This is a genomic window from Aeromicrobium sp. Sec7.5 (assembly GCF_036867135.1).
GTDB lineage: Bacteria > Actinomycetota > Actinomycetes > Propionibacteriales > Nocardioidaceae > Aeromicrobium.
Genome location: NZ_JBAJIJ010000001.1, coordinates 1,058,187 through 1,083,625, shown reverse-complemented (window position 1 = coordinate 1,083,625; position 25,439 = coordinate 1,058,187). Strand labels below are relative to the sequence as shown.

The 25,439-nt window shown below is 67.8% G+C and carries 28 protein-coding genes and 1 pseudogene; 22 read left to right on the top strand and 7 right to left on the bottom strand.

Annotation, left to right across the window (positions count from 1 at the left end; all coding sequences use genetic code 11):
• Nucleotide 1: 1 nt before the first annotated feature.
• Complete coding sequence (locus tag V6S66_RS05510) at nt 2–2,341, bottom strand: MMPL family transporter (RefSeq protein ID WP_129478247.1); 2,340 nt, start codon at nt 2,339–2,341, stop codon at nt 2–4.
• Nucleotides 2,342–2,379: 38 nt separating this feature from the next.
• On the bottom strand, nt 2,380–2,982 hold the full coding sequence (locus tag V6S66_RS05505) for a TetR/AcrR family transcriptional regulator (RefSeq protein WP_129478245.1): 603 nt from the start codon (nt 2,980–2,982) through the stop codon (nt 2,380–2,382).
• 184 nt (nt 2,983–3,166) lie between these two features.
• Between V6S66_RS05505 and V6S66_RS05500 the strand changes: the two genes are divergently transcribed.
• The 3 genes from V6S66_RS05500 to V6S66_RS05490 all read left to right on the top strand — a co-directional run bounded on the left by V6S66_RS05500 (nt 3,167) and on the right by V6S66_RS05490 (nt 5,520).
• On the top strand, nt 3,167–3,649 hold the full coding sequence (locus V6S66_RS05500) for a MarR family winged helix-turn-helix transcriptional regulator (protein WP_129478242.1): 483 nt from the start codon (nt 3,167–3,169) through the stop codon (nt 3,647–3,649).
• 369 nt (nt 3,650–4,018) lie between these two features.
• Nucleotides 4,019–4,690: a DsbA family protein gene (locus tag V6S66_RS05495; protein WP_334205747.1), complete on the top strand. Its 672-nt coding sequence runs from the start codon at nt 4,019–4,021 to the stop codon at nt 4,688–4,690.
• Nucleotides 4,691–4,728: 38 nt separating this feature from the next.
• Entirely contained in the window at nt 4,729–5,520 is a 792-nt protein-coding gene (locus V6S66_RS05490; RefSeq protein ID WP_334205746.1) for an SURF1 family cytochrome oxidase biogenesis protein, read from the top strand.
• An 86-nt stretch (nt 5,521–5,606) separates the two neighbouring features.
• Here the strand turns inward: V6S66_RS05490 and V6S66_RS05485 are convergent, their stop codons facing one another.
• The 3 genes from V6S66_RS05485 to V6S66_RS05475 all read right to left on the bottom strand — a co-directional run bounded on the left by V6S66_RS05485 (nt 5,607) and on the right by V6S66_RS05475 (nt 7,563).
• Entirely contained in the window at nt 5,607–6,266 is a 660-nt protein-coding gene (locus tag V6S66_RS05485) for a cation diffusion facilitator family transporter (RefSeq protein ID WP_334205745.1), read from the bottom strand.
• Nucleotides 6,263–6,613: a Cd(II)/Pb(II)-sensing metalloregulatory transcriptional regulator CmtR gene (gene cmtR / locus V6S66_RS05480; protein ID WP_334205744.1), complete on the bottom strand. Its 351-nt coding sequence runs from the start codon at nt 6,611–6,613 to the stop codon at nt 6,263–6,265. The genes V6S66_RS05485 and cmtR overlap by 4 nt, the downstream gene beginning before the upstream one ends.
• 272 nt (nt 6,614–6,885) lie before the next feature.
• A complete protein-coding gene (locus tag V6S66_RS05475; protein WP_334205743.1) occupies nt 6,886–7,563 on the bottom strand; it encodes a TetR/AcrR family transcriptional regulator in 678 nt (225 codons plus the stop codon).
• 81 nt (nt 7,564–7,644) lie between these two features.
• Between V6S66_RS05475 and V6S66_RS05470 the strand changes: the two genes are divergently transcribed.
• The 11 genes and pseudogenes from V6S66_RS05470 (at nt 7,645) to V6S66_RS05420 (ending at nt 18,408) form a co-directional block, all read left to right on the top strand.
• Nucleotides 7,645–8,028, top strand: a complete 384-nt coding sequence (locus V6S66_RS05470; RefSeq protein WP_334205742.1) for a DoxX family protein — start codon at nt 7,645–7,647, stop codon at nt 8,026–8,028.
• A 31-nt stretch (nt 8,029–8,059) separates the two neighbouring features.
• A complete protein-coding gene (locus V6S66_RS05465) occupies nt 8,060–8,992 on the top strand; it encodes an NADP-dependent oxidoreductase (protein ID WP_334205741.1) in 933 nt (310 codons plus the stop codon).
• A 71-nt stretch (nt 8,993–9,063) separates the two neighbouring features.
• On the top strand, nt 9,064–9,705 hold the full coding sequence (locus tag V6S66_RS05460) for an NAD(P)-dependent oxidoreductase (RefSeq protein WP_334205740.1): 642 nt from the start codon (nt 9,064–9,066) through the stop codon (nt 9,703–9,705).
• Nucleotides 9,706–9,721: 16 nt separating this feature from the next.
• Complete coding sequence (locus V6S66_RS05455; protein WP_334205739.1) at nt 9,722–10,576, top strand: NAD(P)H-binding protein; 855 nt, start codon at nt 9,722–9,724, stop codon at nt 10,574–10,576.
• Nucleotides 10,573–11,613, top strand: coding sequence for an LLM class flavin-dependent oxidoreductase (locus V6S66_RS05450; RefSeq protein ID WP_334205738.1), 1,041 nt, complete (start codon nt 10,573–10,575; stop codon nt 11,611–11,613). The genes V6S66_RS05455 and V6S66_RS05450 overlap by 4 nt, the downstream gene beginning before the upstream one ends.
• A 196-nt stretch (nt 11,614–11,809) precedes the next feature.
• A complete protein-coding gene (locus V6S66_RS05445) occupies nt 11,810–12,004 on the top strand; it encodes an antitoxin VbhA family protein (protein ID WP_334205737.1) in 195 nt (64 codons plus the stop codon).
• Nucleotides 12,005–12,060: 56 nt separating this feature from the next.
• Entirely contained in the window at nt 12,061–12,828 is a 768-nt protein-coding gene (locus V6S66_RS05440) for a Fic/DOC family protein (RefSeq protein ID WP_334205736.1), read from the top strand.
• Complete coding sequence (locus V6S66_RS05435; RefSeq protein WP_334205735.1) at nt 12,825–13,415, top strand: recombinase family protein; 591 nt, start codon at nt 12,825–12,827, stop codon at nt 13,413–13,415. Before V6S66_RS05440 ends, V6S66_RS05435 begins: the two co-directional genes overlap by 4 nt.
• Nucleotides 13,416–13,657: 242 nt before the next feature.
• Nucleotides 13,658–14,546, top strand: a pseudogene (locus tag V6S66_RS05430) (IS5 family transposase).
• 43 nt (nt 14,547–14,589) lie between these two features.
• Entirely contained in the window at nt 14,590–15,441 is an 852-nt protein-coding gene (locus V6S66_RS05425; protein ID WP_334205734.1) for a hypothetical protein, read from the top strand.
• Nucleotides 15,442–15,846: 405 nt separating this feature from the next.
• Nucleotides 15,847–18,408, top strand: coding sequence for an SEC-C metal-binding domain-containing protein (locus tag V6S66_RS05420; RefSeq protein ID WP_334205733.1), 2,562 nt, complete (start codon nt 15,847–15,849; stop codon nt 18,406–18,408).
• 27 nt (nt 18,409–18,435) lie between these two features.
• On the opposite strand, the gene V6S66_RS05415 is transcribed toward V6S66_RS05420, so the two are convergent.
• Both V6S66_RS05415 and V6S66_RS05410 read right to left on the bottom strand, forming a co-directional pair.
• The gene (locus V6S66_RS05415; protein ID WP_334205732.1) at nt 18,436–18,873 is read right to left on the bottom strand and encodes a winged helix-turn-helix domain-containing protein; all 438 of its coding nucleotides are present in this window, start codon (nt 18,871–18,873) and stop codon (nt 18,436–18,438) included.
• Between the two features lie 73 nt (nt 18,874–18,946).
• On the bottom strand, nt 18,947–20,323 hold the full coding sequence (locus tag V6S66_RS05410; protein WP_334205731.1) for an NAD-dependent succinate-semialdehyde dehydrogenase: 1,377 nt from the start codon (nt 20,321–20,323) through the stop codon (nt 18,947–18,949).
• A 140-nt stretch (nt 20,324–20,463) separates the two neighbouring features.
• On the opposite strand from V6S66_RS05410, the gene V6S66_RS05405 reads away from it, so the two are divergent.
• The 8 genes from V6S66_RS05405 (at nt 20,464) to V6S66_RS05370 (ending at nt 25,439) form a co-directional block, all read left to right on the top strand.
• On the top strand, nt 20,464–20,760 hold the full coding sequence (locus V6S66_RS05405) for a hypothetical protein (protein WP_334205730.1): 297 nt from the start codon (nt 20,464–20,466) through the stop codon (nt 20,758–20,760).
• 99 nt (nt 20,761–20,859) lie between these two features.
• On the top strand, nt 20,860–21,063 hold the full coding sequence (locus V6S66_RS05400) for a hypothetical protein (protein WP_334205729.1): 204 nt from the start codon (nt 20,860–20,862) through the stop codon (nt 21,061–21,063).
• 94 nt (nt 21,064–21,157) lie between these two features.
• The gene (locus tag V6S66_RS05395; RefSeq protein ID WP_334205728.1) at nt 21,158–21,604 is read left to right on the top strand and encodes a hypothetical protein; all 447 of its coding nucleotides are present in this window, start codon (nt 21,158–21,160) and stop codon (nt 21,602–21,604) included.
• Between the two features lie 40 nt (nt 21,605–21,644).
• The gene (locus V6S66_RS05390; protein WP_334205727.1) at nt 21,645–21,974 is read left to right on the top strand and encodes a helix-turn-helix domain-containing protein; all 330 of its coding nucleotides are present in this window, start codon (nt 21,645–21,647) and stop codon (nt 21,972–21,974) included.
• A 230-nt stretch (nt 21,975–22,204) separates the two neighbouring features.
• Nucleotides 22,205–22,735 carry a TasA family protein gene (locus V6S66_RS05385; RefSeq protein WP_334205726.1) on the top strand — a complete coding sequence of 177 codons (531 nt, stop codon included), beginning with the start codon at nt 22,205–22,207 and terminating at the stop codon, nt 22,733–22,735.
• Between the two features lie 71 nt (nt 22,736–22,806).
• Nucleotides 22,807–23,499, top strand: coding sequence for a signal peptidase I (locus V6S66_RS05380; RefSeq protein WP_334205725.1), 693 nt, complete (start codon nt 22,807–22,809; stop codon nt 23,497–23,499).
• A gap of 39 nt (nt 23,500–23,538) precedes the next feature.
• On the top strand, nt 23,539–25,041 hold the full coding sequence (locus tag V6S66_RS05375; protein ID WP_334205724.1) for an Ig-like domain-containing protein: 1,503 nt from the start codon (nt 23,539–23,541) through the stop codon (nt 25,039–25,041).
• On the top strand, nt 25,041–25,439 hold the full coding sequence (locus V6S66_RS05370) for a hypothetical protein (RefSeq protein WP_334205723.1): 399 nt from the start codon (nt 25,041–25,043) through the stop codon (nt 25,437–25,439). Before V6S66_RS05375 ends, V6S66_RS05370 begins: the two co-directional genes overlap by 1 nt.

Here is a 25,439-nt window from a genome sequence, read left to right as displayed (position 1 = left end):
CTCAGTTGCTGACCTCGATGCTTTGTCGGTCGGTGGCCTCGGCCTGCTGGTTGAGCATGGTCAGGAGCTTGTCGCCCTCGATGTCGAGGTCGGGCAGTAGGCGGTCGAGCCAGCGGGGTAGCCACCATGCTCGCTCGTCGAAGAAGGCCATCAGCGCGGGGACGAGGGTCAGCCGGACGATGAAGGCGTCGATGAGGATGCCGGCGGCGAGGGCGAAGCCGATCTGCTTGATCATGATGTCGTGGCTGAAGATGAAGCCGGAGAAGACCGCGACCATGATGATCGCGGCTGCCACGACGACGCGGCTGGCCTGGTCGAACCCATGCACGACGCTCTGGCGGGCTGGCTGGCCGTGGATGTGTGCCTCGCGCATGGAGGAGACCAGGAAGACCTCGTAGTCCATGGCGAGGCCGTAGAGGATGCCGGTCACGATGATCGGCATGAAGCTCATCAGCGGGCCGCCGGTGTCGAACCCGAAGAGGCTGCTGAGCCAGCCCCACTGGAAGACGGCGGTGGTGGCGCCGAAGGTGGCCAGGATGCTGAGCAGGAAGCCGGCGGTGGCCTTGAGTGGGACGACGATCGAGCGGAAGACCAGCGTCAGGATCAGGACGGACAGCACGATGATGATGCCGAGGTAGAGCGGTAGGACGTCGGCGAGCTTGTCGGACATGTCGATGCCGATGGCGGTGAACCCGGTGACGCCTAACTGCACCTGGTTGTCCTGGGCGATGTCGTTGTCGGGCTCGCGCAGCGACTTCACGAGGTCGCTGGTCGCCTCGTCGCTGGGGCCGGAGGTGGGGATGATGCTGAACACGGCGAGGTCGCCGGCCTCGTTGACGCCGACCGGCGCGGCCAGCACGATGTCGTCTCGGTCCTGGAACTCGGCGAGGAGCTTGTCGGTCAGCTCGGGTGTGACGCGGTCTGCGGTGCCGGTGGGCTCTGCGGTGACCAGGAGGGGGCCGTTGAATCCCTCACCGAAGCCTTGGGAGACGGCCTCGTGGCTCTGCCGGGCGGCGGTGTCCTGGTTCGCGGTCTCGCCGGTGGGGATGCCCAGGTTCATGCTGGCAGCGGGGATCGCCATCACGCCCAGGATCGCGACCACTCCTGCGATGACGGGCCACCGTAACCTGATCACGCCCTTGACCCAGTGGTCGGCGACGCTGTGGGACTCCGCCTCCACCTTGGCGCGGCGCCGGGATCGGGCCTTGTCGGAGCAGATCCGCTCCCCGACCAGCCCCAGCAGGGCGGGCAGCAGGGTCAGTGCGATGAGCACGGCCAAGGCGACCGTGGACGCCGCGACCAGTGCCATCGTGGACAGCATGGCGATGCCGATCACGGTCAAAGCGGTCAGCGCGATAAGGACGGTCAGGCCGGCGAAGAACACAGCACTGCCCGCGGTGCCGACCGCTCTGCCCGCTGCCTCCTGCGCGCTGAGTCCCCGATCGAGAATCAACCGTCGCTGCCGGTTGACGACGAACAGCGCATAGTCGATGCCGACGGCGAGGCCGACCATGAGACCGAGGACGGGGGTGGCGGAGTTCATCTCGACGGCCGTGGAGAGCGCGTACGCGCCACCCACGCCGATGCCGACGCCGACCAGGGCGGTGATCAGGGGCAGACCGGCCGCGATCAGCGAACCCAGGGTGAGCACCAGCACGAGAGCGGCGACGGCGAGACCGATCACCTCACCAATACCGACCGGGATTTCGATGGCCTTGAGCGAGTCGCTCGGGAGCACGGTGATCCCGGTTCCCTGCTCGGCACGCTCCACCACCTCGACCACCGAGGTGACGTCGTCATCGGTCAATGAGGTCGAGGCGACTGTGAACTGGAACTGGAACAGTGCGACCTGCCCGTCCGAGGACACCAGCACGCCGGGCACCGCGGCCCCGTCCACCACCAGCGGCTGGTAGGGAGGCGCCTGCCCCTGCTCCGTCCCGGCTGAGGGATCGGCCGGAGCACCTTCCTGAGGAGTGCCCGGTCCGCCCTGCTCCCCGGCACCCAGAGCGGCGTCCAGGGGATTGACGACCTTCTCAAGGGCATAGACGTCGCTGACGGTGCCGCTGATCACCGCAAGACGCTCCGGAGTGTCGAGGCGCTCACCGCCTGGCACAGTGAAGACGACGCTGGCCTGGCCTCCCGACGCCGCGGGAAGCTCATCGGCCACGCGGTCGAGCACGGTCTGAGCCTCGGTGCCCTCGATCTTCATCTCGGAGCTGACGTTCACCCCGTTGATGGCCACGGCACCGACGACCGCGGCGAGGACCGCCACCCAACCGGCAATGAACAGCCACGGCCGGCCGAATGCGGTTCGTCCGAGTCGGTACAAGAATGTGGACATGGGTTCTGGGTCTCCTTGAGGGGGCGGGGCGGCGGTGGCTAGAGGCCGTGGCGCAGGTAGTCGAAGGTGAGATCGAGGAACGAGGCGTAGTCCATCGATGCGGGGGTGGCGTCGTTCTCGCCGTCCAGGTGCACGTCGAGAGTTCCCTCCAAGGCGGCCATCACGGCGCCATAGACGGCGCCGAACAGCAGCGGCACGTAGATGGCGGGATAGCGGTCCCCGGCTGCGGATCCCAAGAGCTCCTGGGCGGTGTGGCGCATGCGCTGCTGAACGCTGAGGACGTACGGCTCGAGCGTCGGGTACTGCCGTGCCATGGCCATCAGCTCGCGCATCCTCACCAAGGTGTCCGCGGTGAACTGATCCCTCATCACGGACAACAGGGCATCGAGCAGTGGCAGGTCTTCCGGCAGGTCGGCGAGGATCGCGCTGGCGTCGTCGACACCCCCGAACGCGACCGCGGCGACTGCCTCCTCCTTGCAGGAGAAGTGGTTCGCGAAGGTGCGCCGGGAGTAGCCCGCCCGCTCCACGACGTCCGCAGTGACAAACCCGAACAACCCGCGCTCACGGGTCAGCTCGAAGGCCGCCTCGGCCAGCGCCTGCGCCGTCGCCTCCCGCTTGAGGTCCCGCAACCCACGATCCATGCCCTCAGTATGACCGGGCCTGCCCAATGAGCAACATTGCCCAGTGAGCACGCAGACAGTCGCCTGACGCCTTGCTGAGCGGTAGCCGCCGGCGGCGGCCGGTAGCGTGACGGCACACGCGACTGCTGATCCGCCTTGGACGGCCGGTCCTGTCAGTCGGCGGCATCGACCTAGGGGAGCGCGTATGGGTGCTGATGGCGAAGCGGTCGGCGTTGACCGTACACGGAACCAGACGACGACTGACGGGGAACAGTTCGCCGATGCGGTGCTGGCCCTGCTCGCAGTCGCTCGGCGGACCAGGGGCCGACTGCAGCCGCTTTTCGAGGACGTCACCGTGCCACAGCTGGTACTGCTGGACGCCGTGCAGGCTTGTGGTCGCGAGGGCATCGCCGCCATCTCGGCATACACGCTGCTGAGCCAACCCACGGTGACCCAACAGGCCGCCGGGCTGGAAGCGGCCGGCCTGCTGTGCCGTATCCCAGCCGTGGACGATCGACGCCGACGCGTACTCACGCTCACCGAGCGCGGGGAGCAACTCCTGGCCGCCAAGCGCGGCCTGGTTGCCGACCGGTTGGCGGTGGCCTGGACATCCCTCACCGCCGAGGAGCAGTCGATCGCGGTCCCGCTGCTGCGTCACATCATTGATCTTGTCTCCGAGCTCGCCTGAGTGATTCGACCCGGTACCACCTACGGTCCACATTGGGCCCGTGCTACTCGGTACTGGACGGGTATCCTGAGATCGGAAGCGAGGGCGAATCCCTCACCACACCGAGCGAATCGGTAGTTTCCGGCCCGACGCCGAGAGCCAAGGGGTGAAGGACCTCGCCGCGGACATCAGTGCCGTCCAAGAGCCCGAGACCGAGAAGATGAGCTCGTGGCTGAGGCGTTGAGGACGTCCCCGACACCGGCAGCGGTGACATGGGTGGCATGGACTCGCAGTCGGAGCGCTCGCAGTGACCCTCGCTGTGGCCGCGATCCGCCGCTTCCGCAGCCGCCGAGTCTGAATCCTCCCCGCCCCGACCATCGACGGAGACCCATGAAGAACAACAACCGCACCCGCCGCACCGTCATTACCGCCAGCCTGGTCACGCTCAGCCTTGCCGTGCTCGGCATCTTCGTAGCTCTAGAAGTCCGCGACCAGCCCGAGGTGCAGGAGTCGACCGGCAGCGAGGATCCGCGAATCGTGCGACCTGACAGTCACGTCCTGCAGGAAGCGCCCGACGGCTCCCCCGTCCTCGTGGAGTTCCTGGACTTCGAGTGCGAAGCCTGCGGCGCCCTCTACCCGGCGATCGAGCAGCTGCGCCAAGACTTCGAGGGCCAGGTCGAGTTCGTCGTTCGCTACCTCCCTCTGCCCGGACACCTCAACTCCCGCAACGCCGCCCACGCCGCCGAAGCCGCCGCACGACAGGACAGCTTCGAGCCGATGTACCGCATGCTTTTCGAGTCCCAGACCACTTGGGGTGAGAGCCAAGACGACCAGTCCGCCCTTTTTCGCAGCTACGCCGAACAGCTCAACCTCGACATGGCTCAGTACGACCGCGACGTCGTCAGCGAGGACGTCGCCGCTCGCGTCGAGGCCGACTTCCAGGACGCCCAGACCCTCGGCCTCAGCGGCACACCGAGCCTGTTCCTAGACGGCAAGGTGATCCAGCCCCGCACTCTGGGCGACTTCGAGGACGCACTCGAGCGAGCCGTCGCCGCCGGATGAGTCGCTTCCGCCGAGGGCTCGGCGAACTGAGATTCCTCGTGAGTCGCCGGTGGATCGGATTCGGCATCTTCGTGGTCGCTTTGGCCGGGGTGTGCGTGCAGCTCGGAGCCTGGCAGTTCGACAAGCTCACAGAGCGTGAGAACCGCAATGCTCTGGTCACCGAGCACCTCGCGATCGATCCCGTGGAGTTGGACTCCGTGGCCCCCGCCGGTCAGCGTCTCGACCCCGACCAAGAGTGGACAGTCGCGACGGCGACCGGCCGTTACGACCTGGACCGACAGGTGACCGTCAAATACGTCAGCCGCGACGGGCGACCCGGCGTGGACGTGCTCACGCCCCTGGTGCTGGACGACGGCACCGCGCTGCTCGTCAACCGCGGTTTCGTCGAGACGCCACGATCCGCGACAGCTCCGTCAGACCTCCCTGATCCGGCGACGACGACAGTTGAGGTCACCGGGTGGCTGCGTCCCAACAGCGGCGCGACAGGAGAGGCGATTCGCGTGAGCGACGCGCAGGTCCGCGCCATCTCCAGCGACGGACTCGCTGATCACGTCCCGTACGACCTCCGTGACGGCTACCTCAACCTGCAGGACCAGAGCACCGGCCCAGGGTTGCTCGATCCGGAGCCCCGTCCCGAGCTCGGGCCAGGCACCCACTTGGCCTACGGATTGCAGTGGTGGTTCTTCGGGGCGCTCGCCCTGACCGGCTTCGTCTGGTTCGCGCACGCCGAACGCCAGGACCGACGCAAACGGATCAGCGGGTCTGTGCGGGCGGTGCCGGACTCCATCACCACGCCGGAAGAGCAGCACGAGCTCCAGAGCAGTCGGTGACGGGTCGATCCGAAACCCGGGCTCCGGCCCTCTCCCCACGCGGGCTATTCCGGGGTCAACCCAGGTGCCGGAACATCTGGACTGGCCTAGCTTTCCTGCTCGGCGTCTTCGACCATCTCCTGCAGCACTTCGAACGGTGACTCGACGTCCCCGCTCCAGGCCTCGATCCCCTCGCGGATAGCCAGGCCGGCGACGACCAGAGCGGCGACCGAATCGGCCCAGGCCCAACCGAAAAGGCTGTTGAGCAACAGGCCGATGAGGACGGTGCCGGAGAGGTAGATGCACAAGAGCAGCTGCTTGGCATCGGCGATGACGCTCTTGGAACCGAGCTCGCGACCGGTGCGGATCTCAATCCAGGCCAACAGCGGCATGATGAGCAGGCTGAGAGTAGCGATCCCGATACCCAGCGGGCTGTGGTCAACGTCCTGCGCACCGGTCAGCGAGAGCGCGGAGTCGATGATGACGTAGGCGGCCAGCGCGAAGAACGCGATCCCGATCGCCCGGACGGTTGCCTTCTCCCACCGCTCCGGATCGGATCGGGTGAACTGCCAAGCCACGGCCAGCGCGGAAAGGACTTCGACGATCGAGTCCAAACCGAACCCGATCAGTGCAGCCGATGAAGCCAGGGTCCCGGCCCAGATGGCGACCACGGCCTCGATGACGTTGTAGGTGATCGTGAAGCCCACGATGAGGCGCACCCGACGGTGCAGCACCGAACGACGCTCGGCGGTGACGGCGGTACTCATCGCGACACCTCCGGCGCCGGGATCGAACATGTCTCGTCGACACACTCTGCGCTCTCATCGACTGCGAGTGTCACGTCGAGGAGTGCCACCAGCGCTCGACCGAGGCGAAGGTCGGAGATCTCGTACCGCGTCTGTCGGCCTTCCGGTTCTGCGACGACGATGCCGCAGTCGCGAAGACAGGCCAGGTGGTTGGAGACGTTCGAGCGGCTCAGCTCGAGCTCGCGAGACAGCACGGCGGGGTAACTGGGTCCGTCCAGCAGGGCCAGCAGGATGCGGGACCTGGTCGGGTCCGCCATCGCGCGGCCGAGACGGTTCATCACGTCAAGACGACTTGGAATGGTCAGCATGCGATGACTATACATCGGAGACTGACCAGAATGAAAAGTACTGCAGCGTGCCGAATTCGGTCCTTTTCGGCGGTCGGAACTCGGATGCACCAGAAACTCGGACCAGAATCGTTCGAGGTTTCGGTGTCCGAAACTTTCGGCGCTAGGTTTCGGACGTCGGACGAGGGATTCTCGTGCCGCCTCGGCCACCGGAACGCTTCATGCCTCCGCTCACACGTATCGGATCGCTGCTCCTCGCCGCGCGGCGGGAGTGGTGCTGCCAACGGCTTGTCTCAGTCGGTGCGCATGAGTGCACGGTACATCTGCTGACGTGTGGGTGGGTCGGGCAGCGGCGGCGCTTCGTCGACGGCGAAGGCTTGGAGGAGATAGCCGACGTGGCGGCGCCAGGCGTCGGGGGCGACGTCGCGGGTGGCGTTCACGATGCCGGCGTTGGCCATCAAAATCAGCGGCACGTCCTGATGGGCGAAGTCCGGGCGCAGGCGCCCGGCTGCCTGGGCGCGTTCGATGAGCTCGCCAAGGGCTTCGGCGGTGCGGTTGCGTTCGTTCTCGAGGGCCTTGGCGGTGGGGAACGTCATGGCCAGGACGTCGGCGAAACCTCGGTCGTCTGCCTGCATGCGGCATACCTGTTCGATGTAGCCGCAGAACCCGTTCCAGGGGTCCGGGTCGGCCAGCGCGGCGTCGGTGGCTGCGGTGTACTGGCGCATTTTGTCGGTGAACACCGCGGCGACGAGGTCGTCGCGGGTTGGAAACCGGCGGAACAGCGTCGCAATGCCGACACCGGCGCGTCGGGCGATCTCGTTGGTCGAGGCCGCCAACCCTGACTCGGCGAAGGCCTCGCGAGCCGCCGCCAGGATCCGTTCGCGATTGCGCTCGGCGTCCGCGCGCAGACTCCCGCACCCCGAAGGGACGGCGTCTGGCGGAGTAGTCGACGAGGTCATGGCATAGATCATATCGACCCATGTGGAATAACCACTCCACTTGACGGTTATGCTCTTTGTGGAGCGTCCGCTCCGCTTGCCGACGAGTGAGAAATGAGTGTTCTCGTGAACGTGTTCCTCTGGGTCCTGCAAATTGTCCTGGCGTTGATGTTCGCCATGGCGGGCGTCATGAAGTCGACGACGCCGAAGGACAAACTGGCCGAGAAGCTGCCGTGGGTCGAGGACTACTCGGCCGGCACCGTGCGACTGATCGGCGTCGTGGAGCTGCTAGCAGCGATCGGTCTTGTCCTCCCGGCCGTGCTCGACATCGCACCGATCCTCGTCCCCATCGCCGCGACCGGACTGGCCGTCGTGATGGTGCTGGCGATGGATGCTCATCGTCGCCGCCATGAGCCCAGCGCAATCGCGTTCAACGCCGTCCTGTTGCTCATCGCCGCCGTCATCGCGTGGGGCCGCTTCGGCCCGCACGCCTTCTGAGTCACCCACCCCTTTAGAAAGAAGGAATGTCATGAAGGTTGTCGTGCTGAACGACTTCGACCAGGCCCCCCAGATCGCCGACGTGGAGATCCCCGAGCCCGCCGAGGGTGAGATCCGCGTCAAGGTCCACGCGGCCTCGATCAACGGCTTCGACCTCTCGGTCGCGGCCAGCCGCCTGCAGGGGATGATGGAGCACCGTTTCCCCGTCGTGCTCGGCAAGGACTTCGCGGGCGTCGTCGACTCCCTCGGTGGGGGCGTCACCGACTACGCCGTCGGTGACCGGGTCTTCGGCGTCGTCACCAAGAATTACCTCGGCGACGGATCGTTCGGTGAATACGTCACCGTGCCCACCGCCGTCGGTGTGGCGAAACTCCCCGACGGTGTCGAGTTCGCCGAGGGCGCTGGCCTCGGTCTGGCCGGCACCGCCGCGCTCGACGCGTTCGACGCTGCCGCGATCAAGGACGGCGCAACCGTGCTGGTCGTCGGCGCCACCGGTGGCGTGGGCCAGCAGGCACTCCAGCTGGCCAAGAACGCCGGCGCGACCGTCATCGCCACCGCCTCGTCGGCCGAAGAGATCTCGCTCGTCAAGGACCTCGGCGCGACCCACACCGTCGACTACGCCCAGGACCTGGCGCCCCAGGTGCAGGCGATCGTCCCGGCCGGCGCCGACGTCGTTCTGCACTTCGCCGGCTCGCCCGACACGGTCGTCCCCGTCGTCAAGAACGGCGGCACCCTCGTCTCGACGATGCTGCGCAGCGCCGACGACGTCGCGACCGAGGACTTCCAGGTCGTCTCGATCTACGCCAACCCCGCCCCCGAAACCCTCAAGCGCATCGCTGGCGGTCACGCCGAGCAGGCCACGTCCGTGACGGTCCAGAAGGTCTACGACCTCGATCAGACCACCCAGGCGTTCGCGGACTTCTCGGCCGGCACCCTCGGCAAGCTCGTCATCTCGATCGCCTGACGCCCCTGCGCTGCGGCGGCCGACCGGCCGCCGCAGTGCGCCCCAATCAAAACGAGAACCAGGAAACCCTCATGAACGTCACCGTCTTCGGCGCCACTGGTGCCATCGGCTCCCTGACTGTGGCCGAGCTCCTCGAGCGCGGCCACACCGTCACCGCTTACGCCCGCAATCCCGAGAAGATCCCTGACGCCTGGCGCGACCGCGTCCGCGTCGTGATCGGTCAGATCTCCGACGCCGAGGCCATCGACCAAGCGGTTGCCGACGCCGATGTCGTCGTCAGCGCCCTCGGACCCAGCATGGACCGCAAGGCCACCGGCCTGCCGCTGGTCGAAGGCACACGGCACATCGTCGACGCGATGAGGCGCCACGGCGTCACGCGCTACATCGGACACGCCACCCCGGCGATCCTGGATCCCCGGGAGAAGCCGACGCCCACCACCCGGCTGATCGCCTTCATGCCCCGAACCTTCATGCGTCGGGCCTTCGACGAGATCCACGGGATGGTCGACCCCATCGTGGCCTCCGACCTGCGATGGACCATCGTCCGCTTCATCGCCCCCAAGGACGGACCCAGAGAGGGCGACCTGCGTGTCGGCTTCTTCGGCACCGACAAGCTCGGGTTCGCGGTCACCCGCGCGGACATCGCCGCCTTCACCGCCGCCCAGGTCGACGACGACACGTACGTCGGCGCCGCCCCCGCCATCAGCAACTGACCCCGGAGAACTCCCCATGAGCATCGTCATCACCGCCACCTCCGGCCACCTCGGCCGCCTCGCCGTCCGCGACCTCCTGGCCCGCGGCGTCACCCCGTCCGACATCGTCGCCGGCGCGCGGTCTGTCGACTCGATCACCGACCTGGCCGTCGCAGGCGTCCGCACCACCGTCATCGACTACGACCGTCCCGAGACGGTCCAGGCCGCCCTCGAACCCGGCGAGACGTTCGTGCTCATCTCCGGCAACGACATCGCGGGCCGCGACCGTCAGCACGCCGACGTCATCGCCGCTGCAATGCGCGCGAAGGCCGGGCGACTGATCTACACCAGCGGACTGAAGGCCACCGAAAGTCCACTGCTCATCGCCGAGGGCCACGCCACCGCCGAGGGCTTCATCCGCGACAGCGGTCTGCCGTTCACGATCCTGCGCAACGGCTGGTACTCCGAGAACTACGAGCGCGACCTGCCTGCGGTCCGGGCCACCGGTGTGCTGCGCGCGAGCGTCGGCGACGGCAAGATCGCCTCGGCCTCCCGCGCGGACTTCGCCGCCGCCATCGGCACGGTCGCCGCGACCGACGGCCACGAGGGACAGACCTACGAGCTGTCCGGCGACGTCGCATGGACCTATGACGAGCTCGCCTCGGCTCTCGCCGAGGTGCTGGACCGCGACGTGACCTACCAGTCGCTCACGGCTGACGAGCACCAGCAGATGCTTGAGGGTGCAGGTCTTCCGCCGGAGATGGCCGGGTTCGTGGTAGCCGTCGACCAAGGTCTCGGCGCCGGAGCCATGGCCTTCCAGAACGGTGACCTGGCCCGCCTCATCGGCCGCCCCACGACCCCGCTGATCGAGACCCTGCGGAGCATCGCGTGAGTCTCGAGCTGGGCGTCTATTCCTTCGGCAACACGCCGCGAGGCAGCGACGGCAGCACCGGACCCACCGCCCAGGCCATTCGCGACGCCCTCGAGGCAGCACAGCTGGCCGACCAGGTCGGTCTGGACTTCTTCGGCTTCGGGGAGCACCACACCGCCTCCATGCCACTGTCGTCACCGACCTCGATGGTCGTCGCCGCGGCCGCCACGACTCGGCACATCAAGCTCGGTACCGCCGTCACCGTGCTCTCGACCGACGAGCCCCTGCGCGTCTTCGAACAGCTCGCCACCGCCGCGTCGATCGCGCCCGGTCGCATCGAGGCGGTGGCGGGTCGGGGGTCCTCACCGATCACGTTCCCGCTGTTCGACTTCGATGAAGCCGACTACGACATGCTCTACGCCTCCAAGCTCGACCTGCTCCTGGCGGCCAATCGCGACGCCCGCGTCACGTGGTCCGGCCCGCACCGCAAACGGCCCTTGGAGGACGCGCTGATCGTGCCTCGTCCCGAGGACCCGCTGCGGATCTGGCTCGGCACCGGGGGAAGCCCCTCCTCAGTCATGCGCGCCATCGAGCTCGGCCTGCCGATGTTCATCGGCGTCCTCGGCGGCACCCCGCAGCACTGGGCCCAGTACGGTCACGCCTACCGCGAGGGCTGGCAACAGGCTGGACACCCCGAGGACGCCGGACGCATCGCGATCGCCGTCCACGGGTTCGTGGGCGACGACAACGCCACCGCCAAGGCCACCTACCTCGAGCACGAGCTGAACTTGTTCCGCACCGGCGCAGCCGAGATCGGCAGACCCGGCATGGCACCCACGGGCCGCGAGCACCAGATGCAACCGGGCGGCATGGTCTTCACCGGCAGCGCCAACGAGGTCGCCGACCGCATCCTCCACCTCCACGGCCTGCTCGGCCACGACCGCCAAATCCTGCAGATGGACGTCGGCGGCATGCCCCACGCCACCTTCCTGCACAGCATCGAGCTCCTCGGCACCGAGGTCCTCCCCCAGGTCCGCCAGGAACTGTCATCGGCCTGATGGACGATCCTCGGTTCGGTTCGGTCCCCACAAACGGTCGTTTACGGCGCGGCCGCGTCAACCGTTCTCGGATCCCGGAATACCGGCAGTGCAGATGGGCCAGAAACCCGCGCCGGAACCCAAATCGACCGAAACTGAGTGTGGCCGTTTTCGGCTGGTCGCGGTAGAATAGTGGGACCAACGAGAGGGGTGCGCCATGGCTCGCACGATCGCGTCGAAGCGCGTCGGCCGGACGCCGGAGGAGCACGTCGCGCACGCGGACGCCGCCTTGGCCGCTGCCGGCCACCAGGTAACCGATCCCACGACTCGCGCCATCGCTGCGCGGGTTGCTCGAGGCGAGATCACGGGGGACGAGGCGGTCGCGCAGATCCGCCGGCACGTTCAGGGCTGATGCCTCGCCGGCACACCTTTCGTACCTGGGATGACTACTTCATCCCAGGTACTTCTGTGTTGAGGAACAAGTTCACCGGGCCGGGGAAGCCGCACGGTGAGACCGATCCGGACGTCTTGCGTGTGCTCGAGGAAGGTGCGGCGCTCGTCCGGTTGACCGAGTTGTCGCGGGACCCGATCGAGGGTGCGTTCGACTACGACCACATGAAGGCGATCCACCGTCACGTGTTCCAGGACGTCTACGAGTGGGCTGGCGAGGAACGCGTCGCGCCCGTCGGTCAGTTCATGAACAAGGACGGTCACGCCTATTACCCGGCCGGGCCCGCGCTCTCCGAGGCCGCGCATGCCGAGTACGCGAAGATCGCGGCCGCGGACTTCCTGCATGATCTGGGACCGGACGAGTTCGTCGACGAGCTCGCCGAACGGTGGGGTGAGGTCAACGTGATCCACAGTTTCCGTGAGGGCAACACACGCACCCAGTTCGCGTTCTTCTCCCAGCTGGCAGAGCAGGCCGGCTACGAGTTCGACACCGCACAGTTCGCGATCGGCTCGCCGCTGCGCGAGGAGTTCGTACAGGCTCGATTCCATGGCCAGGACACCGGCAACAACGATCGGCTCGCCGCCGTGCTGCGCCAGGTGGTCGTCCCTTTAGACCGAAGCGGTGACGACCTCGCGGTCGACCACGACCTGGTCAAGTCCGTTCGGAAGTCGCGAGAGGCCGCCGGTTATCTCAAGTTCGGAACCCAGCCGCCGGTGGGACCACCCCAAGAACGAGCAGCGCGGCGGTCAGGTCCGTCCCGGCAATCAGAGGGGTACGAACGATGAGTAACTGCGTCGGGTACGCCCGGGTCTCCACCCGCGAGCAGAACCCGCAGGCCCAGGTCGCCGAACTAGAGACGGCCGGCTGTGAACGCGTGTTCGTCGACCACGGCGAGTCGAGCCGCATCAATGATCGCGCCCAGTGGGCTGCGTGCCTGGACTACCTGCGCGAGGGCGACACCCTCATCATCCGAGCGCTCGACCGGATCGCCGGCAGCGAGGTCATGGCCATCGAGATCATCCGCACGCTCGGCGGCCGTGGAGTTCGGATCAAGAGCCTGACCGAACCGTTCCTGGACGTCGACACCTCGACCCCGATGGGCGAGGCCATCGTCGGCATCATGGCCGTGCTCGCCCAGCTGCGCGTGGCCACCATCCGCGAGAACACCCGGCGCGGCCTCGCGCACGCCAAGGCCCAAGGTCGCGTCGGCGGCCGGCCCACCGTCATGACTCCGGAGAAAATCGCGGCCGCACGCAAGATGCGCGCCGACGACGCCAGCTACGCCCACATCGCCCGCGTGCTGGACGTCGGCGCCTCCAGCGTCCGCCGCGCCCTGACCGACGCCGATGCGGCGCAGAGTTCCACGTCCTAGTCGTTCCACCTCAAGCCGGCGGAGCTGACGCCGGACGCGCTCCAGTGACCGTCCGATTTCACCAGTCCCCCGCGGCGACGTTGAGCGTCAACACCAGTGGCATCGAGATTGCTGTCGCCGCGAGCAGGCGTCCGAACGCAGCTAGCCTCCAACTCGAACCCGATGTCACTGCTCTGCGAACCCGCGCCGCCACTAGGGCGTGTCTGCTAAATATTCGCGGTGGGGTGGCCGAGGCTGGTCTCATGGTGCGTATGGGCGTGATCAGTGACGACCTCTGGGCTGTGATCGAGGCGGCGATCCCGGCTGATGCTGGGCGGCGTGGACGGCCGTGGAACGATCACCGGCTGACGCTGGAAGGGATCTGCTGGCGGTTCCGGACGGGGTCGCCGTGGCGTGATCTGCCGGAGGTCTTCGGGGCCTGGCAGTCGGTCTGGGAGCGGCATCGCCGCTGGTCAGCGGACGGAACCTATGAGCAGATGTTCGTCGCGGTCAAGGACGCATCCGGTGTCAGCATCGCTGATCTGGATGCGCTGGTGCTGTCGGTCGATTCGACCAGCGCGAAGGTTCATCAGCACGCTGCTGGCGCGCCTCGAGGGGTAAAAAAGGGATGGATCGAACTACAAGAATCTGCCCGCCGAGCCAGCTGACCACGCGATCGGTCGATCCAGGGGTGGTCTGACGACCAAGGTCCACGCCCTGTCCGACACGGCATGCGCGCCGGTCACGGTCCTGCTGACGGCCGGTCAGGCTGGCGACAACCCGATGCTCTGGCCGCTCCTCGAAGCCCACCGAACGACCAGCCGGGCCCCGATCCGGGTCCTGGCCGACAAGGCCTACTCGCACAACTCGACCCGCACGCGGTTGCGGCAGATGCGGATCCGCCACACGATCCCGGAGAAATCCGACCAGATCGCGTGGCGCAAAGCGAAGGGATCAGCTGGCGGCAGGCCGCCAGCGTTCGACGCCGACCTCTACCGCCAGCGCAACACCGTCGAGCGCGGCTTCAACCGGCTCAAGCAGTGGCGCGGCATCGCCACCCGCTACGACAAGTACGCCACGACCTACCTCGGCGGCATCACCCTCGCCAGCCTGATCACCTATCACCACACCCATTTACCAGACACGCCCTAGTACGCCTCCGCTTCGGCTGCGAATTGCCGAGTTAATCACTGAGGTGCCTCGGGGACCGATCAATCAGGGAGTCTCGACCGAGCTGTTCGAGTATTGCCTGCGCGCCCTCAACCGGTTCCTTCATGTCTACGCCGTCGCGACCGAGGACCAATCCATTCACACCGTCACGCTCGAGCACGTCGGCCCCGAGGTCGTGCTCGGCCTACGCAAGCGACGCCTCGGCCGTAACCTCGATCTCGTACTTCCCAACAAGACAGCGCAGTTCCGCGGTGCTGAGACGCCTGGCGATGATCACCTGCTGCCACTCCTGCCTCGGATGCTTGCCGCCGAACCGCATGGACACCCGATGGACCTTGTCCGACGCCTCAAGCTCCGAGCCGACCGCCTCGCGGACCAGGGGGAGCCCGATTCAGCCATCGTCGTGCTCCAATCGAGTGCTGAGCGACAGGTATACGCCCTCCATCGCCTTGCTCGCGTCGACCGAGGACTCCTTCAGAGCGCGGCTGACGGAATGGAACGAGCACCGTTCAAGAAGGCACTCATTGGGCTGAGTGAGGAACTGGGCGGCAATTGGAGCCTGCAGGGCAATGGCGCCGTTGCCACCTACTGGCGGGATCTGTATGAGCTACGCGGGCGACTGATCCACGCGGGTGAGTCCGTCGACCGCCACGCTGTTGCTGATGCATTCGAGGCGTACGAGACCTTTCGTTCCTTCTGCATGGAACGCGTGCTCGGCTGCCGACGCCGTCTCCCGCGGACAGCCCTGGCACTGTACGGCGGCATCGGCCTGGAAGAGGCGGGCTGCCTTGACGCGCACATGCGCCGGATCATCGAACAAGTCCAGGTCGCAGGCGAGGAGTACAACTTCTGGCTTCCGGCCGATCAACGCACATGACGACCTGGCCGGTGGGCGGCGGCCCCCCGGGGACCTGGGTGGACTGTGTCGCTCCATCGCGACGGTCCAGCGCCGCATTGTCGCGACCGCTCTGGGGCGCTATCGCGAGGGATCTGGCTCGGCCCGTCCCAACACGATGCGGACTGAGTGCGGACCGATGGCACCCCGCAAGCCTCTGACCTGCGCAAACATGCCGATTCACACGTTGAAGCGGAACTGCTGACTTTTGCCCCCGCCCGGGCCGTGTTGAAGCAACTGTCTCGGACTGCGAGCAACCGCTCGCAGTCCACCGAGTTCGCCTTGGACCGCCCACCTGACGCAGCCCGCCACCGCGCACCTCCAAATCCGCGATCGCTAGCCTGATCAGGTGCCAAATCCCTCGACCTACCCCGCCCTGTTGCCGCAGTGGCCGATCTCCTTGGCGATGGCTCTCCGTGGACCACTGAGCAGCTCGTCGACGGCATCCTGTCCCGGGGCCTCGACCTCGGCGCCACACCCACGGCCGCCGTCGACGACGTTCTCTTCGGCGAGGACATCTCCATGCTCATGCCTCTGCTCGACGGCCGCCACGTGCTGTTGTCGGCATCTCTGCTCGGGCGCTCCTTCACCCACCGGGTCACGGCTGCCGAGATCGACGGCGGCTACCTGGCCGTCTCGCCTGATCTGGAGCCGATCTCCATCCTGACCGAGGAACCCACGCACCGCCAGCTCGTTGACGGCACGCCCCTCGCCGACCTCATCCCCGAGCTTGACGCGGAGCAGGTGTCTGAGCGCGGCCTGGACCCCGCAGAGCTCCCGGATGTGATCTGGCTCCTGGAGCCAAACTCCCTGAGCCGGCTCAACCTGAGCCCCGACGACCTGATCGCGGTGACGGTGCGCGAGGACGGCTTCGAACTGGCTGCCCGTCCGGCAGCACCCACCACGGCCGGCGCTCTCGGCAGCCAGGCCTCGACCACGATCGACTGGCACATGCCGAGCGCACCGATGAGTCTCAGCTCCCTGATCTGGCAGATGTGCGCCGACGAACCTGAGGCGTTCACGGAACTCCAGCCGCCGCTGGCGGACATGGTGGACGAGGTTGGTCTGGCGCTGCAGGGTGAGCTCGTGGCGCCCGCCGGATTCGACTTCGAGTCGTGGCGCACCGACGCACGGCTGGCGAACCTGCGGGACACGCACGATCTGGACGAGGACGAGGCCCTCGCCGTCCTGGTCCTGACCGACGTCTACCGGCAGATGCGGGACGTCTTCGAGTATGCGCGGCAGGACGGCGCCAGCGACGAGGTCCTTGACGAGCTCTTCGCCGGGTCGATGGACGACGACCCGGGGCCCGATGTCGACCTCGATCCTAGCCCGGATGATCAGCAACAGCTGGTGCGAGCGATGCTGGATCTGCTCCACCTTCCGGCGGTCGCTGAGACCCTCAAGATCGAGACGATCGGCGCCGACCGGGCGGCGGCCGCCGGCCTCGGACTGTTCGCCGAGACCCTGGAAGCCACCGCCCCACGCTCCGCACGCCCCAACCTTCGGTGGCTGCGAGGTACCGCCCTGGAACGACTCGGCAACGTGCTCGAGGCCGAACAGGCTTACGAAGATGCCCTCACGCTGGACCCATCCTGCGAGCTCGCGCTCCTGGACCTGGCCCAGATCGCCAGCGACCGGGGCAACGCCGAACGGGGCCTGTCGCTCCTGCGCCGGGCCGGCGTGCGCGAGGACGACGACCTCGTCGCGATGCTCGAGCACTTCCGGCCCGTCGAGCGAACCGATCGCGGTCGCAACGACCCCTGCTGGTGCGGGTCGGGACGCAAGTACAAGCTCTGCCACCGCGGACGCGAGTCGCTGCCGCTGGCCGAGCGCGCCGCGTGGCTCTACCAGAAGGCCGCCGCCCATCTAGCTGACGGCCCTTGGCGGACCCTCGTGCTCGACCTGGCCGAGATCTGCAGCTCCGACTGGCACGCCGCCGACGCCCTCTGGCAAGCCGTCAACGACCCGCTTGTGGGTGACGTCGCAATGTTCGAGGGCGGCGCCTTCGAGGAGTTCCTCCACGAGCGAGGCGTGCTGCTGCCCGACGACGAAGCACTGCTGGCTCAGCAGTGGCTGCTGGTCGACCGATCGGTGCACGAGGTCGAGAGCGTCTCCCCCGGCACCGGGTTCACCGCTCGCGACATCCGCACCGGCCAACGGGTCGACGTCCAGGAGCGTACGGCCAGCCGCACCCTGAAGTCCGGCGTACTTCTGTGCGCACGGCTCGTGCCCGCCGGTGAGACGGTGCAGTGCTTCGGTGGGATCGAGATCATCGCCCGGCACCAGCGCGACGCGCTGATCGAGCTGCTCGACAGCGACCCCGACCCTCACGACGTCGTGGCCTTCCTGAGCGCCCGGTACGCCCCGCCGACCCTGCAGACGACCGACGGCGACCCCCTCCTCTTCTGCGAGACCAAGCTGGAGAGCGATGACCCCGCAGCGTTGCGGGCGCATCTCGACGCACACTACGAACGTGTCGGCGGGCTCAACCGATGGCACGACCTCGAGGCGGGCGACGCGGCGCGGCGGATCCTGGCGACCCTCAGCCTCGACGGCACCGAGCTGGTCGTCGAGACCACGAGCGAGTCACGGATGAATCGGACCCTGGCCACACTCCTGGAGGTGGTCACCGGCCTGGAGGTGGTCGCCCGAGAGCAGCGGACGATCGACGACCTGGGCGAGGCCGCGACCCAGGCCCCGCGCGAGGCTCTCGATCCTCGCGACCCCGAGATCGCGGCAGCGCTGGAGCAGTTCGTGCTGCAGCACGAGCAGGCCTGGCTCGACGAGTCCATCCCCGCGCTCTCCGGGGCCACCCCACGTGAGGCTGCCGACGACCCCACCCGTCGGCCCGATCTGGAGCGACTGCTCGACACCTTCCCTGCGCCGGAGCCGGGCGATGTCGGAATGATGGATCCTGCGCGACTCCGCGACGCCTTGGGGCTCTAGCGAGGCTCCTGTCCTAACTACGAGGGCTCACGCCTCCGCGAAACCTGCGGCTGTCAGCTGCCAGACACCACGCTCGATCACCGGCTCCAGGAGACCAGCCTCGACCATGTCCTTGCGTTCGAACCGAGCAGCACGCCGCCATCGCGCTTCGCCCTGCACCTCTTCAAGGTCCCGATCTCGAAGGCGGGGCGCCAAGCGCTGCTCGACCTCGGCGAGGATCGCCTCCGCCTCACCGCGGCCGCCCATGTCCCGCATGACCTCGAGGAGCGCTTGGCGGTATGCCGTCTGGGACATCGTTCGGGGTACTGCGACCCGCCGAGTCTCGACTCGCGGCTGCGCTGTCTTCGCCTTCCGAGGCGCTGGCGCCGTCTTGGGCTCCGCGACCTTCGCCACCACGACCGGCTCGGGGCGACCATGGATGCATTGGTCGAGCGCCAGGTCGCAACGATCGCAGTACTCAGTCACGTCCCCAGTGTGCCGCGCCCCCACGAGCCGTCGGACCCGAGGGTCCGACGGCCCGATCGCACCTGTCCGCGGCTCAGGCCTCCGCGATCATCAGCGTCTTCACGTTCACGAACTCCTTGAAGCCGGCCTCGCCGTGCTCGCGGCCGTAGCCGGAGTCCTTCACGCCGCCGAACGGCAGGTTGGGCTGGGCGAGGCTGAAGCCGTTGATGTTGACCATGCCGGTGTCGAACTCGGTGCGGGCCAGCTCGATGGCGCGCTTCTCGTCACGCGAAAAGATGCCGCCGCCGAGGCCGTAGCGCGAGTCGTTGGCGATGCGCATCGCGTCATGGTCGTCCTTCGCGCGGATCAACGCTGCGACCGGACCGAAGAGCTCGTCGTCGTAAGCGGGCTGACCGGGCGTGACGTTGTCGATCACCGTGGCCGGGTACCAGGCGCCGGCGCGGTCGGGCTTCTCGCCGCCCAGGAGCACGGTGGCGCCATCCTTGACCGACTCGGTGACCTGGTCGTGGAGCTCGTCGCGCAGCTGCTCGCGCGACATCGGGCCGAGGGCCGTGCCGTCCTTCATGGGGTCGCCCAGCTCGATGGCCTTCATGGCCTCGACGTAGGCGTCGCGGAAGTGGTCGTAGACCGCGTCGACGACGACGAAGCGCTTGGCGCCCACGCACGTCTGGCCGTTGTTGGCGATGCGGCCCTGCACGCTCACCTCGACCGCGAGGTCGACGTCAGCGTCGGACAGGACGAGGTAGGCGTCGTTGCTGCCCAGCTCGACGACCGACTTCTTGAGGTGCTCCGCCGCCTTCACGGCGACGTGCTTGCCGGCGACGTCGGAGCCCGTGAGCGTCACGCCCCGAACCTTCTGGTGCGCGATGACGTCATCGGACTGGTCGTGGTCGATCAACAGCGCGCGGAACGCATTCTCCGGCAGGCCCGCCTCGCGATAGAGCTCCTCGAGTCGCAGCGCGGTGCCGAAGACCGAGTTGGCGTGCTTCAGCAGCACCGTGTTGCCCGCGACGAGCTGCGGAACGCTGTAGCGGATCACCTGGTAGATCGGGAAGTTCCACGGCTGGATGCCGTAGATGACACCGACGGGCGCGTGGGTGATGATCGCCCGTCCGCCCTCCATCGGCTGGTCGATGTCGGCGAGGGCGTCGGCGGCGTTGTCGGCGGTCCAGTCGCAGATCGCGGCGCAGAGCTGCACCTCCTGCGCGCCCTGGTCGAGGGGCTTGCCCATCTCGGCGGTCATCAGCTCGGCGAGCTCGCGCTCGTTCTTGCGCAGCAGCTCACCGATCGCGCGGATCGTGTCGGCCCGCTCCTCGAGCGGCACCTTGCGCCACGAGTCGAACGCCTCGTGCGTCGCCTCGATGATCTGCCCGACCTGCTCGTCGGTGTGCATCTCGTAGGTCTTCAGGTCCTCACCGGTGGTGGGGTTGATCGTCGTCGTGGAAGCCATGCGTGAGGGGTACCCGGGCTCGCTGCCAGCCACACGTCACCGCGGGTGAAGGTTGGCTGAGAGGTGTCGGGCCCTCGACCGGATGCCGAACCTGCACGTCCGTCCTACATTCGGACGAACGAGCATCAAGTGGAGGTCCAGTGGGCAACGGCAGCATGGGAGACGCGGGCGGCGGTGGCGGTGGCGACTTCGGCAGCGGCTACGCCGGATACGGCGGCGGGAAGCTCAACGCCTACCTGATGGCGATCATGGGTCTCGTCGGCGCAGTGGCAGTGCTGGTCTACAAACCGTCGGCCTGGTGGCTGGCGGCGGTGATCTTCCTCAGCGTCGTCCTCACCCTGTTCCTTGCGCACGCCGGGCCGAAGTTCCAGGCCTGGAACGAGCAGCGGCTCAAGAGGAAGCCGGGCGAGGAGCCCACGATGCACGACCTCGAGTGACCGGCATAATCTGTTCGCATCACATGATCACCATCCGAACGACGACGCTCTTGCGACGAGCGAGCCCCCAGGCCACCACGTCAGACAAGGCACGGTGAAGTGTCGTCCGACGAGGTCATTGTCGTCGCGGCCCTGTTCGGGTGCGTGGTCATCGCCAGCGGGATGCTCCGATGGAGCGGGGTCATGAAGCCCGATGACGAGGTCAATCCGGGATGGGCCTACCTGCGGCTGCGACTCATCATGGTGGGCGTATTCGCTCTGGCCGTTGCCTTCTACTTCCTATTCACCGAGTACGTGGCCTGATCCCGTCGCGCGCGCCGGGGGCCTTGCCCACTACTGAACCGATCCGTAGATCGGGTGGGCGACGAGTGGGCGGTTCTCGGCGATCATCGATCGCATGGCCCGAGCACAGATCCGACTCGCTGCCGCCCTGCTCCTGGTGATGCTGGCGGGGTGCACCCCGGAGTCGTCCGCACCGCCTCGAAAGATCGACACCGCAGCACCAGCCAACGCCGTCAACGGCGTGTGGCGTCTGGATCCGACCGACGAGATCACCAACTACTCCACCGAGTTCGTCGCGCTCGTCTCTGACCCCACGTGCAACGGCGGGGTGGCCCCCACGGTGTATCCGCCGGAGATCGAGTACGACGACATCTCGATCGCCGTCACGTTCAAGATCGATCCGCCGAGCGGCGGCTTCGGTGCCTGCGTGCTGGGCGAGGAAGTGCCCTACACCGTCGAGCTCGACGAGCCGATCGGTCTGCGGAGGCTCGAGGACGGTGACTGCGAGGGCTACCTGGGTCCCCCGGGCTCCCGCTGCGACTCCGCCCGCTGGCGCAACTGAGCCCTTGGGCCGATCGGTGCGGGTGCACCACTCTGTACACATGACTTCCCTCGCCGATGCCGCCGCCGAGATCCTGGCGCGCTCGGGGATGACGAAGTCGGCGTTGTGCGCCAAGGCCAAGGTCAGCCGCACGTCGCTCGACGCCTATCTCAAGGGCACGACACAACCGACCATTGCGCAGATCGAGCGGCTGGCCGCGGCCGCCGGCCTGGTCCCGCAGATCTCGTTCGTCGAACGGCCGAAGCCCGTCTCGGAGCAGTTCCTGGCCGTGCTGGAGTTCGGCGACCTCTTCCCTCGCGAGCCCAAGGGTCCGTTGGTCAACCTCGGGCCTGTCTGGCGGGCGGCGCGGGAACACACGCGCGAGGAGTGACCTCTGTGGCTGTGGCCTGGCCGACGGCACCTGCGCGTTTCGGCCCGATGCGACCCCCACGGACCCGTCCCGTGGCAATTCGTGGAGACATTCCCCGATCTGTGTACTTCCGGTGGCCTTGACGTGGAGAAGCCGTGGATCGCGCTTCGACAGAGTTGTCACATCGGCACCGGCGGTCAGGAAGCGGCCGCCGGCACCGCCGAAAACCACCTCGTCACTCAGGAGAAGTCATGAAGAACTCGCGCAAGATCCTCGTCCCGCTCGCCACCCTCGCCGCCGCCGGCGCCATCGCCATCGGCTCGGGTGCCACGTTCACCTCGACCACCGCGAACACGATCAGCTCGGTCACCTCCGGCACGCTGTCGCACACCAACTCCAAGGCCGACGCCGCGGTCTTCACGCTCACCAACCTCAAGCCGGGCGACACGCTCACCGGCTCGCTGACGCTGAAGAACACCGGCAGCCTGCCGGCCGCGTTCAGCCTGACCGAGAAGAGCTCGACCAACGGCTTCACCGGCGCCAACCTGACGCTCGAGATCAAGAACGCCACGACCGGCGGCGTCGTCTACACCGGCACCTTCGGTGGCCTTGAGGACGGCCTGAAGAAGGACATCGGCCAGATCGCCCCCGACGCCTCCAGCAAGTTCGACTTCACGGTCAAGCTCGCCCAGGGCGCCGACAACACCGACCAGGGCAAGAACGCCACCGCCACCTACACCTGGGACTCGGTCCAGCTCGAGGGCTCGACCTTCAACCAGTGATCCCGGCTTGAACCACACGGCCTGATCGAACCGCGGCCCACGCCGCACCCTTCCCCTGACGAGGAGTCACCATGAGCACCGCCCAGCCAGCCACGATCGTGCGCCGACTGGGCGGTCTCGTGGTGAACGTCGTCCTCGTCACGCTGACCCTCGGCGCCATCGCCTACGTCGCGCCGTCGTTCCTCGGCTACGAGCGCTACGTCATCACCGGCGGCTCGATGTCCGGCACGATCGAGAAGGGCTCGGTCGTGTTCTCGAAGAACACCCCCGCCGCCGACCTCGAGGTCGGCGACGTCATCACCTACCAGCCGCCCGCCGACAGCGGCGTCAACACCCTCGTCACGCACCGCATCCTCACGATGGAGCCCGGCGAGAACGGCGGCACCGTCTTCCGCACGCAGGGCGACGCGAACCCGGACCCCGATCCGTGGACCTTCTCCCTCGTCGACGCCGAGCAGCCCGTCGTGCAGCAGGCAGTGCCGAAGGTCGGCTGGGTCATGATCGCGATGGCCGACCGGCAGATCCGCATGCTCGTGGTCGGCGTGCCCGCCGGGATCATCGCGCTGATGGCGCTCGTCCAGCTGATCGGTGCCCTGCGCCCGTCCCGCGAGGACGAGGACGCGACCGCCGAGGACCTCGCTCCGATTTGTGGGGATCCCGTGGATGTTCTGTTGCCTGCGGGAGGCGTTCGGCTCCGTAGCGTTGATGCAATGACCTCAGGACGACCGGACCCCCGCCACCTGGCGACCAGCGGACGGCACTGACCCACCATGAATCACCGGCGCGAGACGCGCAGAAACCCGATGAAGCGGACGTTGACCCTGCTGGCGCTGGCCCTCATGGCCGGTGCCGGCATCGCCGGCGTCACGGGGTTCTCCTCGGCCACGTTCGTCTCCTCCACGTCGAGCACCAGCTCCGTCTCCGGAGCCAACGACTGGACGCCCCCCACCGTGTCGATCGCCTCCCCGGGCGCCACGGTGCGCGGCACCGTCACCGTCACGGCCACGGCCGCCGACGAGCGCTCGGGCATCGCCTCGGTCCAGGTGCAGGTCCGCGCCGCGGGCGCCACCCCGTGGACGACGATCTGCACCGACTCGACCTCGCCGTTCTCGTGCTCGTGGAACACGACCGGCCTGACCGACGGCGCCTACGACCTCCGGGCGATCGCGACCGACCAGGCCGGCTACACCGCCACCTCGGCCGAGGTCCGCACCACGGTCGTGAACACCGCCACCATCACGCTCGCCGATCCCGGCGCCGTGGTCAGCGGCTCGGTCAACCTGCAGGCCACGATCGGGTCCGGCACGGGCTGGTCAGTCCGCTTCGAGCGGGCGCCGATCGGCACCACCACCTGGACCTCGATCTGCACGAACGTCGCGAGCCCCTACACCTGCAGCTGGAACACCACGGCCACCCCCTACGGCCACTACGACCTGCGCGCCGTCGCCACCCTCGGCAGCACCACGATCACCTCGCCCGTCGTCGTCGACACACTCGTCGACAACACGGTCCGCAGCATCACCCTCGCCGACCCGGGCACCTACCTCGAGGGCACGGTGAACCTCACCGCCACCGCGACCTCGACCGCGACCATCGCCTCGGTCGCCTTCCAGCGCTCCCCCGCCGGCGCGGGCACCTGGACCACGATCTGCACCGACACCGCCGCCCCGTGGGCGTGCGCCTGGGTCACCAACGGCACCGGCGGCGCGGCCGACGGCAGCTACGACCTGCGCGCGGTGCTCACCGACGTCAACGGCGCGACGGCCACCTCGAACCTCATGACCGGCCGCAAGGTCGACAACGTCACGACCCCGCTCAAGGCGCTCGACGTCCAGACCGTCACCGCCGGCAACCCGAACCGCATCGACGCCGGTGACAAGGTCCTGCTGACCTACAGCCGCCAGGTCGACCTGACCACGATCACGCCCGGCTGGGACGGCAGCGCAGTCCCGATCTCGGTGACGATCGTCAGGAACTTCTTCAGCACCGACGACCTGACGTTCAGCCGCGCAGGCTCGAGCCTCAACCTGGGCGCGGTCCAGACCGACAACAACTACGCGGCGATCATCGGCCTGGTGAACCCACGCCTGGACGCCACGATGACGGCGACGACCGAGACCGTCGACGGCATCCCCCGCACCGTCGTGACCGTCGAGATGGGCAACCTGGTCACCGGCACCCTCCGCACGGTCTCGCGCGACACCCTGCTGACGTGGATCCCCTCCACGCAGGTCTTCGGCCTCAACGGCTCCCGCCTCCCCGCCACCTCCGCGGTCGAGTCGGGTCCCAGCGACAAGGACTTCTGATGCCGGACACCAGCCAGACGGTGTCGTCGCTGGTCGTCGCGGGCGCCACGGCCGCGCAGGCCGTGCTCCTGGTCGCCTGGTCGACCCGTGTCACGACCTCCACCCTCACCGCCGGCGTCGTGGGGTTCGCCCTCATCACCGCGCTCGTGGCGCTGGCACTCGCCTTCCGCAACACGTTCGAGGCGCGTCTGGCGGCCGCGCTGATCGCGACCTACGCGCTGACGTCGGGCCTGCTCGTCGTCACGATCGGCCTGCCCTCCCTGGCGCCCGAGCCCACCGATCCCGTCGCCCTGGTGTCACTCGTCGCCGCGATGGCCGGCTACGTGGCCCTCGAGGTCGACCGACGCGCGCGGGCGACGCGCGCGGCCCTCCGTCGGGCGCGGCGCACCTATGCTTGA